Annotated in this window: 16 protein-coding genes; 12 read left to right on the top strand and 4 right to left on the bottom strand. The window is 36.4% G+C overall.

Annotation, left to right across the window (positions count from 1 at the left end; translation table 11 throughout):
• Positions 1-71 precede the first annotated feature (71 nt).
• From LC814_RS03740 to LC814_RS03725, 4 genes are all read left to right on the top strand, one after another.
• Complete coding sequence (locus LC814_RS03740) at positions 72-512, top strand: PepSY-like domain-containing protein (RefSeq protein ID WP_226065021.1); 441 nt, start codon at positions 72-74, stop codon at positions 510-512.
• Between the two features lie 60 nt (positions 513-572).
• Positions 573-1334: a phosphatase PAP2 family protein gene (locus tag LC814_RS03735; RefSeq protein ID WP_226065020.1), complete on the top strand. Its 762-nt coding sequence runs from the start codon at positions 573-575 to the stop codon at positions 1332-1334.
• 10 nt (positions 1335-1344) lie between these two features.
• Positions 1345-1788 carry a DUF2147 domain-containing protein gene (locus tag LC814_RS03730; RefSeq protein WP_226065019.1) on the top strand — a complete coding sequence of 148 codons (444 nt, stop codon included), beginning with the start codon at positions 1345-1347 and terminating at the stop codon, positions 1786-1788.
• A 223-nt stretch (positions 1789-2011) separates the two neighbouring features.
• A complete protein-coding gene (locus LC814_RS03725) occupies positions 2012-3055 on the top strand; it encodes an AI-2E family transporter (RefSeq protein WP_226065018.1) in 1044 nt (347 codons plus the stop codon).
• 104 nt (positions 3056-3159) lie between these two features.
• Here LC814_RS03725 and LC814_RS03720 read toward each other — a convergent pair whose 3' ends face one another.
• Entirely contained in the window at positions 3160-4143 is a 984-nt protein-coding gene (locus LC814_RS03720) for a hypothetical protein (RefSeq protein WP_226065017.1), read from the bottom strand.
• Positions 4144-4376: 233 nt separating this feature from the next.
• Here LC814_RS03720 and LC814_RS03715 point away from each other — a divergent pair, with 233 nt between their 5' ends.
• A complete protein-coding gene (locus LC814_RS03715; protein ID WP_226065016.1) occupies positions 4377-4823 on the top strand; it encodes a DUF1810 domain-containing protein in 447 nt (148 codons plus the stop codon).
• A gap of 191 nt (positions 4824-5014) precedes the next feature.
• Positions 5015-5530, top strand: a complete 516-nt coding sequence (locus LC814_RS03710; RefSeq protein WP_226065015.1) for a pyridoxamine 5'-phosphate oxidase family protein — start codon at positions 5015-5017, stop codon at positions 5528-5530.
• Between the two features lie 128 nt (positions 5531-5658).
• Here the strand turns inward: LC814_RS03710 and LC814_RS03705 are convergent, their stop codons facing one another.
• Entirely contained in the window at positions 5659-6207 is a 549-nt protein-coding gene (locus LC814_RS03705) for a DUF4256 domain-containing protein (protein ID WP_226065014.1), read from the bottom strand.
• A 292-nt stretch (positions 6208-6499) separates the two neighbouring features.
• On the opposite strand from LC814_RS03705, the gene LC814_RS03700 reads away from it, so the two are divergent.
• The 6 genes from LC814_RS03700 to LC814_RS03675 all read left to right on the top strand — a co-directional run bounded on the left by LC814_RS03700 (position 6500) and on the right by LC814_RS03675 (position 11888).
• Positions 6500-7396 (top strand): universal stress protein, encoded by an 897-nt coding sequence (locus LC814_RS03700; RefSeq protein ID WP_226065013.1) that lies wholly within the window; start codon positions 6500-6502, stop codon positions 7394-7396.
• Between the two features lie 13 nt (positions 7397-7409).
• Entirely contained in the window at positions 7410-7856 is a 447-nt protein-coding gene (locus tag LC814_RS03695) for a GNAT family N-acetyltransferase (protein ID WP_226065012.1), read from the top strand.
• 1 nt (position 7857) lies between these two features.
• Complete coding sequence (locus LC814_RS03690) at positions 7858-8979, top strand: alanine racemase (RefSeq protein ID WP_226065011.1); 1122 nt, start codon at positions 7858-7860, stop codon at positions 8977-8979.
• A 107-nt stretch (positions 8980-9086) separates the two neighbouring features.
• On the top strand, positions 9087-9989 hold the full coding sequence (locus LC814_RS03685; protein ID WP_226065010.1) for a helix-turn-helix domain-containing protein: 903 nt from the start codon (positions 9087-9089) through the stop codon (positions 9987-9989).
• 29 nt (positions 9990-10018) lie between these two features.
• Complete coding sequence (locus LC814_RS03680; RefSeq protein WP_226065009.1) at positions 10019-10165, top strand: hypothetical protein; 147 nt, start codon at positions 10019-10021, stop codon at positions 10163-10165.
• Positions 10146-11888, top strand: a complete 1743-nt coding sequence (locus LC814_RS03675; protein ID WP_226065008.1) for an APC family permease — start codon at positions 10146-10148, stop codon at positions 11886-11888. The genes LC814_RS03680 and LC814_RS03675 overlap by 20 nt, the downstream gene beginning before the upstream one ends.
• A gap of 282 nt (positions 11889-12170) precedes the next feature.
• Here the strand turns inward: LC814_RS03675 and LC814_RS03670 are convergent, their stop codons facing one another.
• Both LC814_RS03670 and LC814_RS03665 read right to left on the bottom strand, forming a co-directional pair.
• Entirely contained in the window at positions 12171-13613 is a 1443-nt protein-coding gene (locus tag LC814_RS03670; RefSeq protein WP_226065007.1) for an aminoacyl-histidine dipeptidase, read from the bottom strand.
• A gap of 85 nt (positions 13614-13698) precedes the next feature.
• On the bottom strand, positions 13699-14196 hold the full coding sequence (locus tag LC814_RS03665) for a hypothetical protein (protein WP_226065006.1): 498 nt from the start codon (positions 14194-14196) through the stop codon (positions 13699-13701).
• Between the last annotated feature and the right edge of the window lie 29 nt (positions 14197-14225).

The following is a 14225-nucleotide window of genomic DNA, read 5'->3' as shown; positions in this document are numbered from 1 at the left end:
CACAGATTAGCACGGCAATTTTGTAGTAGAGATTGACGGAAGTTCAATCCTAATCTATAAAATTTATTATTATGAAAAAGTCAGCAATTGTATTATCAATTATTTTCGCACTCGGAGCAGGAACAATCACGGCACAGCAAATGACAAAAGGAGATGAAGTTCCTGTAGCAGTCAAGAATGCATTTAAAAAGGATTATCCGAAAGTAAACAAAGTGAAATGGGACGATGAACACGGAACGTATGAAGCAGAATTCAAACTAAATAACCAGGATGTGTCGGTTACGTACAATGCAAAAGGGATGAAAGAGGAAACTGAAACTTCTTTAAAAGTTACAGAATTGCCTAAAAATGTAGTTTCTTATGTTGCTCAAAAAAAATACGGAACCATTAAGGAAGCTGCAAAAATCGTAAAAGCAGACGGCTCTGTAATCTATGAAGCCGAAGTTAAAAAAGGCGATCTTCTGTTTGATCATAATGGAAATTTCCAAACTTTAAAAGTTGAAAAAGACTAATAAAATCTAAAGGCAATCAATAATTCTGATTGCCTTTTTTTAATTTTTAATTCATTTCTGATGAAAGTAATTTTTAAGAGAAATAGGGTAGCACCGATTGTAAAGTTTTTTTTATGCTTGTTTTTCTTTAGTTTTCAATATGGCTTTGCGCAGAAGGATTCTTTGCAGGAAGTTGCAAGATTGCCTGAAACTCAAATAAAAGTAAAACAGTTTATCATTCCAGCCGCTATGGTTACTTATGGATTTATTTCTCTGGCAAGTCCGAAATTGAATCAAAGCACAAAAGATGAACTTCAGGAAGATCATCCCTTATTTCATTCCAACTATGATGATTTCACGCAGTTTTCGCCGGGAGTTGCGGTTTTTGCCTTAAACGCTTTTGGAGTAGAAGGGAAACACAACTGGAAAGATGCTGCTTTAATTTACGGCAGCACCATCGCCATTACGACCGCCTTTGTTTTTCCTCTAAAGAAAATTACCAAAGAAGAACGACCGGATCATTCAGGTTTTAATTCTTTCCCGTCAGGTCATACCGCAATTGCTTTTGCCTCGGCTGAATTTCTACGGCAGGAATATAAAGAGTCCTCGCCTTGGATTGGTTATGCAGGTTATGCGGTTGCAACAGCAACGGGAGTTTTAAGAATGTATAATAACAAACATTGGCTGGGAGATGTGGTTGCAGGTGCTGGAATTGGGATCGCTTCAGCGAAGCTTTCTTACTTATTATACGATAAGGTATTTCTTAAAAAAGGCTGGAATTTTACGCTCACGCCCATGTATATGAATCACAAGGCCGGTTTGGTCTATGTTTATAATTTTTGATCAACCAAAAATGCGCATTAAATTATCTGTAATATTAATGTTTTCTGCTTTTCTGAATGTCTTCTGCCAGAATACGAAAGATGAGATTCTGGGGAAATGGATGGCCACTGATAAAAGTGTTGAAGTGAATGTTTATAAGGAAGGAAACGCTTTCAGGGCGAAGGTAATTTGGTTTGATGAAAGACTGGGAGGCGGTTCGCCATTGAACTCCCGTGTAGATATTTACAATCCTGATATCAATTTGCGCCACAGAAAGATTATCGGGATGGATATTCTGGAAGGTTTGCACTTCAATACAGAAAACCAGCGGTATGAAAATGGTAAAATTTATGATGGCTCGAGCGGAAGAATCTGGGATGCCAACGTTGAAATTAAAGAGGGTAGTCGTCTTTGTGTTCGCGGTTTTTGGAAATGGACCTGGATCGGAAAAACGCTTTACTTTGGTAGAATATGATTGCGTATTATGGGAAATTACCTTTAGATATTACGTCTAATTTCACTATTAATTTCGATTTAATGCTTATTGATTACTGTTTCTTCTCCTTATTTAATACACGAAATAAGTTTGAAATCACATCTAAAATTTCATTTTTAATATTGCCATATATTTCAAATATTCTACCTTTACGATAGTGGTTTCTAACTTTACTAGCATTAAAAGTAAAATTAAAAGTTAAATGGATCAACATTCTACTCCTTCAAAAAATAGTGATTTCCAAAATAAAATTTGGATTGCGGGCGGAATTCTACTCGTGATTGTTTTGGTCGCTTATTTATTCGGGACCCTTTTAAATCTTCTGCTTTTAGTTCTTGCGGGCGTACTCATGAGTATTTATTTTCACGGCTGTGCAGATTTTTTTAAGGAGAAGTTGAAGATAGGTTCTCCGTACGCGCTTATTCTTTCGGTGACGCTTAATATACTGATTGTCGGACTTTTCTTTTGGTTCGTTGGTGCGCGTTTAAATTCTCAAGTTGACGAACTTTCCGATAAACTTCCGCAGACCCTAGAACATGCGAAAAGTTGGCTTTCAGAAAAACCGTTGGGTGAAAAAATTCTTAATTATTCGGCCAACTCTCTGAATTCCGGAAAAGCCGGTTCTACCATAAAATCTTTCTTTTCCTCCACTTTTGGGATATTAAGTGATCTTTATATTGTCGTTTTGTTGGGTCTGTTTTTTACCGCAAGTCCAAAAGTTTATCGAAAAGGAGTCATTCATCTCGTTCCAACGAAAGGGAAAGAAACTGCAGAAAATTTATGGGATGAGCTGCATCAAGTGCTGAAAAATTGGTTAAAAGGTCAAATTTTTGGGTTCTTTTTCATTGCGGTTTTAACAGGTTTAGGGCTTTGGATTCTGGGAATGCCACTGGTTTTAACTTTAGCGCTAGTCGCAGGTTTATTAAATTTTATTCCGAATTTTGGGCCATTGATTGCCCTGATTCCGGCAGCATTGTTAGCGTTAATGCAGGACACGAATACCGCACTACTCGTCGTGGGACTTTATACTGTAATTCAGATCGTACAGAGTGCGGTCACACAACCTTTAATTCAGAAAAAAATGGTGAGTGTTCCACCAGCTTTACTGGTTTTCGGACAGGTTGCAATGGGTGTCATTGCGGGATTTTGGGGGGTATTACTGGCTACACCTCTTGTTGCCATTGTGATGACACTCGTCAATAAATTGTATGTAGAAAAGCAGGCGAATCAATCCGAAGAAAATTAGAAGGTACAGTTTGACTTTCTCTGAATTTTAAAATTTTTCTCTACTCTTTAACCCTTATATTTAAAGGAAAGTCCAACGTTGACACAACATTTTCACGTCTTCAGTTAAAATGGCAAATCGATATTTTCCGGAAGAATAAAATCCTTTGAATAAGGGTTTTCTAAAAAGCTGAGCGGTGGTTTTTGAAACTTCAAAATGTCTTCTCTCTGAATTCCGTATACCGACCAATAATTCGACAGAAGTTGGGCAAAGATGTCTTCGTCCCAAAATCCGAAAACAGGTCGTTCTGCAGTGGCCACAATAGGAATTGCCTCTATCGTAATGGCATTCGCGCGCTCTTCAATTTTATATTCTGCTTTGTACTGCAATATATAATCGGAGTAATGAAATCTCGCAAAGAGTTCCTCAAACTGAAGCGGGTGCAAAACATGACCGTGCATTTTTTCCAGAATATCTTTGTTTTTTTCTCCGATGATGCCGTTATCCTGAAGACAAGCAATAAAACCAAAGCCGTTGACTCCAAACTGGAACAATAAATTGATGGTATCGTCGCGGTAACTGAAAATATCTTCAGAATACTTCAGAGGAAATACAGCAATGCTCCACGGTTTTTTTCCTACAAAAGAAACCGGTTCCACGATAGACTGCATCATGAGATGAAAATTGCCAAATCGCTCCCGAAGCGCCGCTGACAAATCAAAATTTTCGCCCCGTTTCATCAATCTTCCATATTCGTACTGCATTTCGTAATATAACATTCCGTACACCATTCTACCGGACCATAGAAAGAGGATTTGTTCATCAAGGGCAGCCATTCCTTCGTACCCCTTTTCGTAGGCTTTTTGTACCTCTTCTTCTAACGCTTCAAAAGCTTTTTTCACGCGGGGTGAACACGGCAACTGAAGATTTTCATAATGATAAGATTTTGATTTATCCATCATTTCAATTCTATCTTTTCCAAATTTAAAATGGTTCATCAACCACTGCGGGTAAACGGTCATTTTTTCGGTAGTTAAATCTCCCGTAAGAAAACAGAACTGTTCATCGAAAATCATATCCTTGAAAGGATTAAAAAGGGATAGCGACATCTATTAGTAGAATTTTTATTTCGAAATTTTTGCAAAGATAACCATTACCGCTCGGTTCTCTAACCAAATTCGCACAGAAATATTATAGAGAATTTACTAATTTTAAAATCTTAATATCTTATTATTTTTAAAAATATGTAGTAGAAATATTGATATTTATTAAAGAAAAGCACCCTATATTTAGTAATATTTCAGAGGAGTTTCAAACATCATTTTTAAACTTAAAATTCAAAATGAAAGAAAATTTAGACCGTTTCCTTTTAGCACAGGAAAATTCCTACGATGACGCCATGCAGGAAATGAAAAATGGAAAAAAAACCACGCATTGGATGTGGTATATTTTCCCCCAGATTAAAGGTTTGGGCAAAACGGACATTGCACGAAAATTTGAAATTGAGACTGTAGAAGAGGCAGAGGCTTACCTTCAGCATGAAGTTTTGGGTGAAAGATTGATCACACTGACTTCAATATTGGTCCATGACGTTCAGGGAAAATCGGCGGAAGAGATTTTTGGGTATCCGGATTTTATGAAATTTAAATCCTGTCTTACTTTATTCAGTTTTACTGTTTCAAGAAATGAAAAGATTTTTTCAACAGAAAAATTTAGGATTTTCAGCAGCGCTTTGGATAAATTTTACGAGGGTAAAGAAGATGAAAAAACGCTTAGCATTATTGATTAATTCTTTTCCCGAAACGTAAATCTTTTATAATTTCTGTACAAATAGTATTAAACTCTTATAAATGTTTGAAACTGCTAGGTGCTTGGACTAAAACTTGATGCCACTTTTAGAAGTCATTTTCTTATTATTCCAAATCAAAGAAAATCTTGCACTTTACAGAACACAAACATTATTAATTTAAATTTAAAATTATGGGACAGGCACAATCACCACATCAGGATTTATCTGGCAATTCGGCCATTAAGAAAATAAAAGAGTTAGCTGAAGAAGCCAGAACATGCTTCTTTACCACGAAAATAGGAAATGATGCGCACAGCGTTCCCATGAGTTTGCAGGAAGTAGATGAGGACGGCGTTTTGTGGTTTATCAGCTCTTCAGAAAGTGAGCACAACGAGCACATCATGCAAGATTCAGCGGTGCAGTTGTATTTCATGAACAATTCTTCTTACGAATATGTATTTGTAAAAGGTTCCGCAAAAATCACTACTGATAAAATCCTTATCGACAAGTATTGGTCCGATTTTGCCAATGCTTGGTTTGACGTAAAAGATGATCCAAAAGTTACCCTCATTGGCGTAAAAGCGCAGGACGGTTACTATTATGAAACGAAGGATAATAAAGTTTTTGCCATGGCGAAGATGGTCTTTGCCGCAGTTACAGGTAGTAAAACTGAAGATGGCGGCATTGAAGGTGGACTGAACATTTAGAATGTTTTTTCCTCGAACAATAAAAAATGGTTCCTTAAATTATATTTTAGGAACCATTTCGTTTTTAGATAGATGTTGAGTTTATATTTCCGAAAACGGGAGTATAAAATAAACCATATTTCATGAATTTAAACCCGCAAAACGCCGCGGAAACCTCTCGATGCGTAATAAGATTCTGCTCCGTTGTGATAAATGAAAATGGTGTCGTAGCGAAAATCACCGAAAATAGCACCACCCAATTTCCTGATTTTCTCCGGAGTTTTCAGCCAACTTGATGTTTTTGTATCGAAATTTCCTAACGTTTGTAGATGTCGGTATTCGTCTTCGGTTAGAATATCAATTCCCATCGATTTTGCCGCTTCTTCTGCGTTATTTTTGGGTTTGTTTTCTTTTCTTTTCTCCAGCGCGGCTTTATCATAGCAAAAACTTCGTCGGTCTTTGGGACTTTCTGCAGAACAATCATAAAAAAGATATTCACCTGTTTTCGAATTCATTCCAACGACATCGGGTTCGCCGCCACTTTCTTCCATTTGAAGCAGAGAATCGCACTTCTTTTGATACTTTGTAAGTTTTTCCTGAATTTCTTTCCACTTCAGATTTTCATGTCGATGCATATTTGCGTTAAAACGATCTTCTAAAATTTGAAAAAGCGCTTCATTTGTGTTTTTTGTAGCCATGCTATTGATTTTTATTAAAAGTTTAATTGGCATTTAATCCGACTTCTTAAAAATTGAATACGTCAAGAATTTCAATTTCTATTCAAAGGTAAAAATTCAATCACAACCTTGATTTATGTTTTAAATAATATATTCGATTATATAATCTTAGTGTAAAATGTACTTAAAAATTTAATTATTGTATCAAATACACCTTCCCATTCGATAATTAGTACCACTACTCAGTTTTTTTTATCCACACTTTTGCTCCTGTAAGCCGTATTTTTGCAGTATCAAATAAAATCCGACCGACATGAGCACAATTAAGAATATATTAGTTCCGACCGATTTTTCTGCGAAAGCTGATAACGCTTTGCGTTTGGCTGCAGAAATGGCAGGTCGCCATGAATCAAAATTAATTGTTACCCACATTGTACATACCTATTATCTTGTGGACCGTGGTGGTAAACAAATTATTGGATCTGAAACGGTACAGCAATCCATCGACCTCGCGAAGGTAAAACTGGAAGAGATAAAAAAAACTTTTCAGGAAAAATACAATCTGCAGATCGAAACCCTCATCAGTACTCAGGGTCTCATCGACAGTATTAACGAGATCATTCATGATGAAGATATCGACTTGGTGGTTTTGGGAACCTCTGGCAGACAGGATGTGAAGAAATTTATTTTGGGATCTAACTCATATAACGTGCTGCAATACTCGAGCTGTTCCGTTCTTTTAGTGCCTGAAACATTTAAGAAATCTACATTTAAGAAAATTCTTTTTCCGGTACGTGTCGAAAACGAATTGGATCAGAAAGCAGAACTGTCCCTCTTACTGGCTCAAAAAAACGAGGGTGGCATTAATTTATTAGGCGTTGCAGATGCCGATGGTATCGCGCAGGTTCGAAAATCATATATCGAGATGCGAAAAGTGATGCAGTTGAAGTCAGCAGATTGTGTTTCGGAATTTAAATTGTGCGTAGATAGTGCCAACGTAATCGTAGAAACAGCACAGGATGAAGAGAGCGATATTATATTGCTCGCCGATCAGGACGAAAATTCCTGGAAATCTTTTATGGGTGAAAATTTCTTTAAAAAAATAATTAATGGGACCGATGTTCCTCTTTTCATTGTAAAATCAAAAGTGGCTAAGATTGATAATGAACCCATTTTGGGTTATGATGTAACCTTACCGGTTCCCGGATAAAAATAAAAAAAATATGATTAAGATTAATACGTACACACCAGAGAATATTCCAGACGAGCGTACCAAAACAGATATCATTGATTTTCTTTTTCAAAGTTTGGAGCAATATGGTGATCCAAAAACTGATATTGAGAAGGCAGTGGATTACGCGTTTGGTTTAAATAATAAACCTGGCGGAGTAGTCCTTAGCGCATTTAATACCATGACGCAAAAGATTGCAGGTGCAGTAGTTGTCAATAAAACAGGCATGGACAGTTATATTCCGGAAAATATCTTGGTTTATATCGCCACTGATAGAATTCTGCGTGGACAGGGAATCGGTAAAAAACTGATGCAAGATGCAATCGAAGCTTCCGAAGGGGATATGGCACTGCATTGTGAACCCGACAACCCTGCAAAATTTCTTTACGAAAACCTGGGTTTTACCAGTAAATATCTCGAAATGAGATTAAAAAAATAAGATGTCATATATTACTTTACATTCAACAAAACTCCGTCATAATTTTCAGGTTCTGGATCAACTTTTTCAGGAGAATAAAATCGAGTGGGCGATTGTCGCAAAAATGCTTTGTGGCAACGAAAAATTTCTACAGGTTCTTCTGAATATCAGTGACAAAGAAATTTGTGATTCCCGGCTTAGCAATCTGAAAACCATAAAAAAACTTTCGCCAAAAACGCAGACGATTTATATAAAACCGCCGGCAAAACGTTTGGCAGAAAGTATTGTTCGATTTGCAGATGTCAGCTTTAATACCGAGTTGGCAACCTTAGAAGTGCTTTCAGAGGAAGCCGTGAAGCAGAATAAAATTCACAAAGTAGTTCTTATGGTAGAAATGGGAGAATTACGTGAAGGAATTATGGCGCGTAATCTCATGTCTTTTTACGATGAGGTTTTGGCCTTGCCAAATATTGAAGTTGTGGGTTTGGGCACCAATCTTAATTGCCTAAATGGAATTTTGCCAGATGAGAAAAAACTCATCAAGCTGAACCGTTTTAAAGAAATTGTAGAAGAAAATTCTGGTGAGAAGATTCCTTATATTTCTGGTGGTTCCTCTGTGACGATTCCGCTTATTTTCAGTCGTGAAGTTCCGCTTGGAATTAACCATTTTCGTGTGGGGGAAACTTTGTTTTTTGGGACTAATGTTTACAAAGATTCTTTGCTTACCGGTATGTATCACGATGTTTTTACGCTAACCGCGGAAATTATCGAGATGCAGGAAAAACCAACCATTCCTTCCGGAACTGCGGGTACTAATCTAACAGGTGAGACACCCATTTTTTCTGAAGAAGAAAAGGGAAAATCGTCGCTCCGTGCTATTGTAGATATCGGATTGCTGGATATTGATCATAAAGATATCGAAGCATTAATTCCCGAAATAGAAATTATTGGTGCAAGTTCCGATATGTTGATTTTAGATCTGGGCGAAAATTCTCAAAACTTGGAAGTTGGTGATACCATCAATTTCAGCATGAATTATATGGCAGTTCTCCGCGCCATGAATTCAGATTACGTGGATAAGAAAGTAGACTCGGATATTGCACCATATGGAGCTGGATCCAATCATTTTATCTGTTTAAATTAAATTTTCGCGGACATTTCTAACACTCCTTTTTAACATTAATAAAATTTTATCCGTCTCATTAAAATGGTTTGTTTTACCTTTGGTAATGTAATGAAATGTACCTCTTTATGGCAAGTTCAGTAATCAATGCAATCACAATAAATTCATTAAAACATCCATTTTCGCTGGACGGTGAGTTTATTGTACTGACGCTGAAAGATTTAGCTACCTTATTTTCTGTCCGGAATTCCTTTAAAACAAAGTTTTACACTTTGTTGATTGTAGAAAGTGGCGCGGGTAAACTGCTGATCGATCACGAAGTTCATGACTTGAAAAAAAACAGGGTATTTTTTGTGGATTATAATCAGGTTTTCCGTTTTTCGGAAGTTGAAAGTTTTAAAGGCGAAGCGGTTCTTTTTACGCGGTCTTTTTATAATTTAATTTATACTGGAAATCGAAAAATAAAAAATGATACAGCCTTTTCTGATTTACCGTCCGTTATGGATTTTACAAAAAGTGAGTTCAATAATTTCCGAGTAGGAATTGCGGACATTAAGGGTGAATTTAAAACCTCCGCACTTTTAAATAAAGAGATTATTTGTCTTCTGTTAAAGGTTTCGATGCTGAAATACATTCGAAAAACCAATAATCCCGACTACATTAATTTTAAAACAAATAAAAAGAATTCTTACATCGAGCAGTTTAAAGATTTGATCGAAATTCACTTTAAAGATTTAAAAAGAACTTCAGATTATTCCAAGTATTTGGCTATTTCTGCAAATTATCTTAATGCGCTGGTGAAAGAAAAATTAGATATTTCTGCCGAGAATTTAATACAAAACCGGGTGATTTTAGAGGCAGAAAGATTGCTTTTAAATACTGATTTGTCCGTTACTGAGATTTCCTTCGAACTCGGCTTTTCCGATAAATCACATTTTGGTAAATATTTTAAAAAGATCACCGAAGAAAGTCCCAACAACTTTCGAAAAAAATTTCAAAGTCAGAATCTCCATTTTAGGGAAGATTCTTAAACATCAATAATTTATAAATGTAATTACATATGAAAAAATCAACTATTACTTTTTTTACAGGAGTTAAATCACTGAAAGACCGAAAAATTGGCAGCTTTAATTTACTGACCAACACTCAGATTATCGCTGAAAAAAGTAAACTAACAAATGTACGCAATGGAAAAGTCCGTCCATAAAAAGCTTAATGAATTGCAGTCTACTGCAATTTCAGGCAACGATATTGCCTCGTCTTGTCTTTATGTCTCTGCACTGACCATCATGTACGCTGGGCAATATGCCTGGATTTCTCTGCTCGTTGTAGCTCTAGTTCTATTTCTTTTCCGTAAAATTTATGGGGAAGTCGTTGGTGCTTTGCCGCTGAATGGTGGAGCATACAATGTTCTGCTAAATACATCGTCTAAAAGGGTTGCTTCTTTTGCAGCTACCTTGACCGTGTTATCTTATATGGCAACAGCGGTACTTTCCGGCTCAGAGGCTATGCATTATCTGCATAATCTTTTGCCGGGAATGAACGTCATGATTGCCACCGTTATAGTCTTGGTAATTTTTACCTTGCTTACGATTGCAGGTATTGGCGAATCTGCGATTGTTGCGGTTGTCATATTTCTAGTCCATTTAGTTTCGTTAAGTATTTTGGTGATTGCCGGTATTTGGTTTATTGCCAATACAGGATTTGAAACCATGCATCTAAACTGGACAACACCCGTAAAATCGGGGGGAATTATCAGTGCTTTATTTCTGGGTTTTTCTGCTGCAATGTTGGGGATCTCTGGTTTTGAAAGTTCTGCCAACTTTGTCGAAGAGCAGGAAGTCGGTGTTTTCCCGAAAACTTTGCGCAATATGTGGGCGGTGGTAAGTTTCTTCAACCCCTTAATCGCATTGATTATTATTTTTGTTTTACCGTTAGCATCAGTTGGTGAACATCAGGAATCATTATTGGCGTATATGGGCGAAATTACCGGTGGAAAATGGTTGGGATATTTAATCTCTGTTGACGCCGTTTTGGTGCTTTGTGGAGCGGTACTGACTTCGTTTGTTGGAGTTTCGGGTTTGGTCAATCGGATGACTTTAGATAGAATTTTACCAAATTTTTTCCTTAAACAGAATAAAAGAGGTTCGCATTACAGGATTGCAATTGGATTTTTATTATTGTGTGTATCAGTTTTAATGGCGACGAATGGCGTGATGACTTCGCTAGCCGGAGTTTACACCTTCTCTTTTCTATCGGTAATGGCACTTTTTGGAATTGGTAACTTGCTATTGAAAATCAAAAGAAAAAGGTTGCCCCGTCCAGAATATGCTCCCGTTTTTGTTGTTCTTGTCGCAATTGTATTTATTGTCATTGGATTTTGGGGAAATTTAATTTTGAATCCGAATTCTTTTAAAACGTTTATCTACTACTTGGTTCCAGCCTTTTTGGTGGTTTTATTTATGTTGAATCGATCCGTTATTATTTCCGCATTACTGGTTGGAGTTGATTCGATTTTCCGTCCATTGCGAAAACTTTCGGTGCTTTCAAATCGAAAGTTGAGACAGATGTATTTCAAAGTGCATTCTCAGGAGTTTGTATTTTTTACGAAAAGAGATGATGTTTCGATTTTAAATAAAGTGATGCAATATGTGCAACAGAATGAAACCACGAAGAAAATTAAGATTGTGAACGTTATGAAACCGGGAGAGGACAATGAAAAATTGAAAGTTGATATTGAAGTTTTAGACCGCGCTTATCCCGAAATAGATATTGAATTTATAGAAATTATTGGTGAATTTACGCCGGATTTAATTGAGGAACTTTCTCAGAAATGGGCAATTCCGAAAAACTTTATGTTTATTGCTTCACCAAGTGACCGATTCAGCTATCGTGTTGCCGATTTGGGCGGCGTTCGATTGATCATGTAGAAAAATTTTGTCACCTAAATTACTTAGTTTGATATAATTATTCGTTCTCTTCTGTGAAAGAAAAAGCGCAACGAAAGGCAATCTGATAGAAAAATCAGATCAAAATTTTAAATTTTCCTATTTTGGTAATGTAATTCTTGCACGATAAAAAGTATTGTTGGCATGTTGAAAATACACCGCGTTTATTCGATACTTTAGATATGATCAAATCGACTTTAGACCTAAAAAAAAACAAAATACGGCGGGCGTATTTTGTTTTTTTGTCAACTGATTTATTGAATATTACTTCGCAGGAATATTTGCTAAAATTTCTTTCAAAAATCCCCAGTATTTCTGCAAAGAAGGAATATTGGCTTTTTCATCTGGCGAATGAGCACCTCTAATGGTTGGACCGAAACTTACCATTTCCATTTCAGGATAATTAGCACCGATAATTCCACATTCAAGTCCAGCATGGCAGGCAACTACAGCAGGTTTTGACCCAAAATCTCTTTCATAAATTTTCTCCATTATTTTTACGATTTCAGAACCGGGTTTCGGTTTCCAACCTGGGTAAGAACCACTAAATTCAACTTCCATCCCTGCAAGTTCATACACCGATTTTAACTGTTCAGCAACTGAATTTTTAGAAGATTCAACTGAAGAGCGGGAAAGATTTAAAATCTTCAGTTCTCCATTTTGAAGTTCTACTCTTGCGATGTTATTTGAAGATTCTACCAAATCTTTCACATCCGGAGACATTCTATACACGCCATTGTGTGCTGATTTCAACGCTAAAATGATATTTTTAGAATCTCCTTCTGAAATTGCTTTGTCAGGCGTTGAGAAATTTTCGATATTAATTTGCAGATCTTTCTCGATATCAGCAAATTCTTCTAAAATTTCCGCCTTTAAATTATTGGCATCTTCGATAAATTCTACGGAATTGCGAACAGATAAAACCACATTGCCTTCGCGTGGAATTGCGTTTCGTAAACCGCCGCTATCTATAGAAATTAACTGAATATTTTGATTGTAAAGTCCTGTATACAAAAGTCTTCCTAAAATTACATTGGCGTTCCCAAAACCTTTGTGAATGTCCATTCCAGAGTGGCCGCCTTGTAATCCTTTCACGGTGATTTTTACAATTTGACCATTGGAATCTTCCACTTTATAATTTTGAGAAGCGGTGACATCAATTCCTCCGGCGCAACCGATATCGATTTCGTCATCTTCTTCCGTATCTAAATTCAATAAAATTTGACCTTCTAATTGGCCAGGTTTTAAACCTTTTGCACCCGTCATCCCAGTTTCTTCATCAATGGTAAAAAGCGCTTCCAAGGCGGGGTGAGGAATATCACTGCTTTCCAAAATACTCATGATAGACGCGACGCCTAATCCATTATCGGCACCTAAAGTCGTTCCTTTTGCTTTTACCCAATCGCCATCAACTTCCATCTGAATTCCCTGCGTTTCAAAATCGAAATTCACGTCGTTATTTTTCTGGCAAACCATATCGAGATGAGATTGAAGCACGATTAGTTTTCGGTCTTCCATACCGCTGGTTGCCGGTTTCTTTATAATAACGTTGCCCACTTCGTCGACCGTAGTTTCTAAGTTGAGTTTTTCGCCGAAATTTTTTATAAATTCAATAACCTGTTCCTCTTTTTTAGAAGGGCGCGGAACCGAATTTAACGCTGCGAAGTTCTTCCAGACGATTTGTGGTTCTAGTTGTGATAATTCCATTTTAAATATTATTTACCTCAAAAATACAAATAAAAAAACGCTTTTGAAAGATTCAAAAGCGCATTATATCCGATTTTAAGACTATTTAACAACCACATTCTCCATAAATTGGAGTGACAGTTTTTTCGCCTTTTTTATTTTCCACGGTCATTGTTCCTTCAAACATCATCACTTCTTCCAACTCTTTCACTTTTTTACCTTTAATGGTCACTGTAATTTCATCATTTTTAATCATCTTACTGAAATTTTCAGGATCGAAATCACCTTCTTTCATTGGAATTTTAATGGTTTTTCCGTCTATTTTTAGAAATGCATTATTACCATAATCATCAATATATACATATTTTTCATCCTGAAAGTCTGCCTTATTTTTACTGAAATAGCACGAACAGCCATTCACTTCCGCCGGAAATCCAAAGGTTTCTAAATTAATTTGATTAGTTGTTTGAGATTCGGTAGTACTTGCAGAATCTTGTACTATCAAAATAGAATCTGTTTTTACTTCTGCAGTTTCCGCTATGTTTTTTTCTTTTGTACAAGAAAATAAAAGTGAAAAACTGGCAAGGAGAAATAATTTCTTCATTTAATTATATTTTTTTTAAAGATAATAAA

The sequence above is a fragment of the Kaistella polysaccharea genome, from assembly GCF_020410745.1.
GTDB lineage: Bacteria > Bacteroidota > Bacteroidia > Flavobacteriales > Weeksellaceae > Kaistella > Kaistella polysaccharea.
This window is presented reverse-complemented; position numbering and strand designations above follow the sequence as displayed.

Bases quoted from the DNA above. Each gene is read 5' to 3' on its own strand.
- LC814_RS03725 (WP_226065018.1), top strand. From the start codon at position 2,012: ATGGATCAACATTCTACTCCTTCAAAAAATAGTGATTTCCAAAATAAA.
- LC814_RS03720 (WP_226065017.1), bottom strand. From the start codon at position 4,143: ATGTCGCTATCCCTTTTTAATCCTTTCAAGGATATGATTTTCGATGAA.
- LC814_RS03735 (WP_226065020.1), top strand. From the start codon at position 573: ATGAAAGTAATTTTTAAGAGAAATAGGGTAGCACCGATTGTAAAGTTT.
- LC814_RS03665 (WP_226065006.1), bottom strand. From the start codon at position 14,196: ATGAAGAAATTATTTCTCCTTGCCAGTTTTTCACTTTTATTTTCTTGT.
- LC814_RS03740 (WP_226065021.1), top strand. From the start codon at position 72: ATGAAAAAGTCAGCAATTGTATTATCAATTATTTTCGCACTCGGAGCA.
- LC814_RS03670 (WP_226065007.1), bottom strand. From the start codon at position 13,613: ATGGAATTATCACAACTAGAACCACAAATCGTCTGGAAGAACTTCGCA.
- LC814_RS03675 (WP_226065008.1), top strand. From the start codon at position 10,146: ATGGAAAAGTCCGTCCATAAAAAGCTTAATGAATTGCAGTCTACTGCA.
- LC814_RS03700 (WP_226065013.1), top strand. From the start codon at position 6,500: ATGAGCACAATTAAGAATATATTAGTTCCGACCGATTTTTCTGCGAAA.
- LC814_RS03695 (WP_226065012.1), top strand. From the start codon at position 7,410: ATGATTAAGATTAATACGTACACACCAGAGAATATTCCAGACGAGCGT.
- LC814_RS03680 (WP_226065009.1), top strand. From the start codon at position 10,019: ATGAAAAAATCAACTATTACTTTTTTTACAGGAGTTAAATCACTGAAA.
- LC814_RS03715 (WP_226065016.1), top strand. From the start codon at position 4,377: ATGAAAGAAAATTTAGACCGTTTCCTTTTAGCACAGGAAAATTCCTAC.
- LC814_RS03685 (WP_226065010.1), top strand. From the start codon at position 9,087: ATGGCAAGTTCAGTAATCAATGCAATCACAATAAATTCATTAAAACAT.
- LC814_RS03730 (WP_226065019.1), top strand. From the start codon at position 1,345: ATGCGCATTAAATTATCTGTAATATTAATGTTTTCTGCTTTTCTGAAT.
- LC814_RS03690 (WP_226065011.1), top strand. From the start codon at position 7,858: ATGTCATATATTACTTTACATTCAACAAAACTCCGTCATAATTTTCAG.
- LC814_RS03710 (WP_226065015.1), top strand. From the start codon at position 5,015: ATGGGACAGGCACAATCACCACATCAGGATTTATCTGGCAATTCGGCC.
- LC814_RS03705 (WP_226065014.1), bottom strand. From the start codon at position 6,207: ATGGCTACAAAAAACACAAATGAAGCGCTTTTTCAAATTTTAGAAGAT.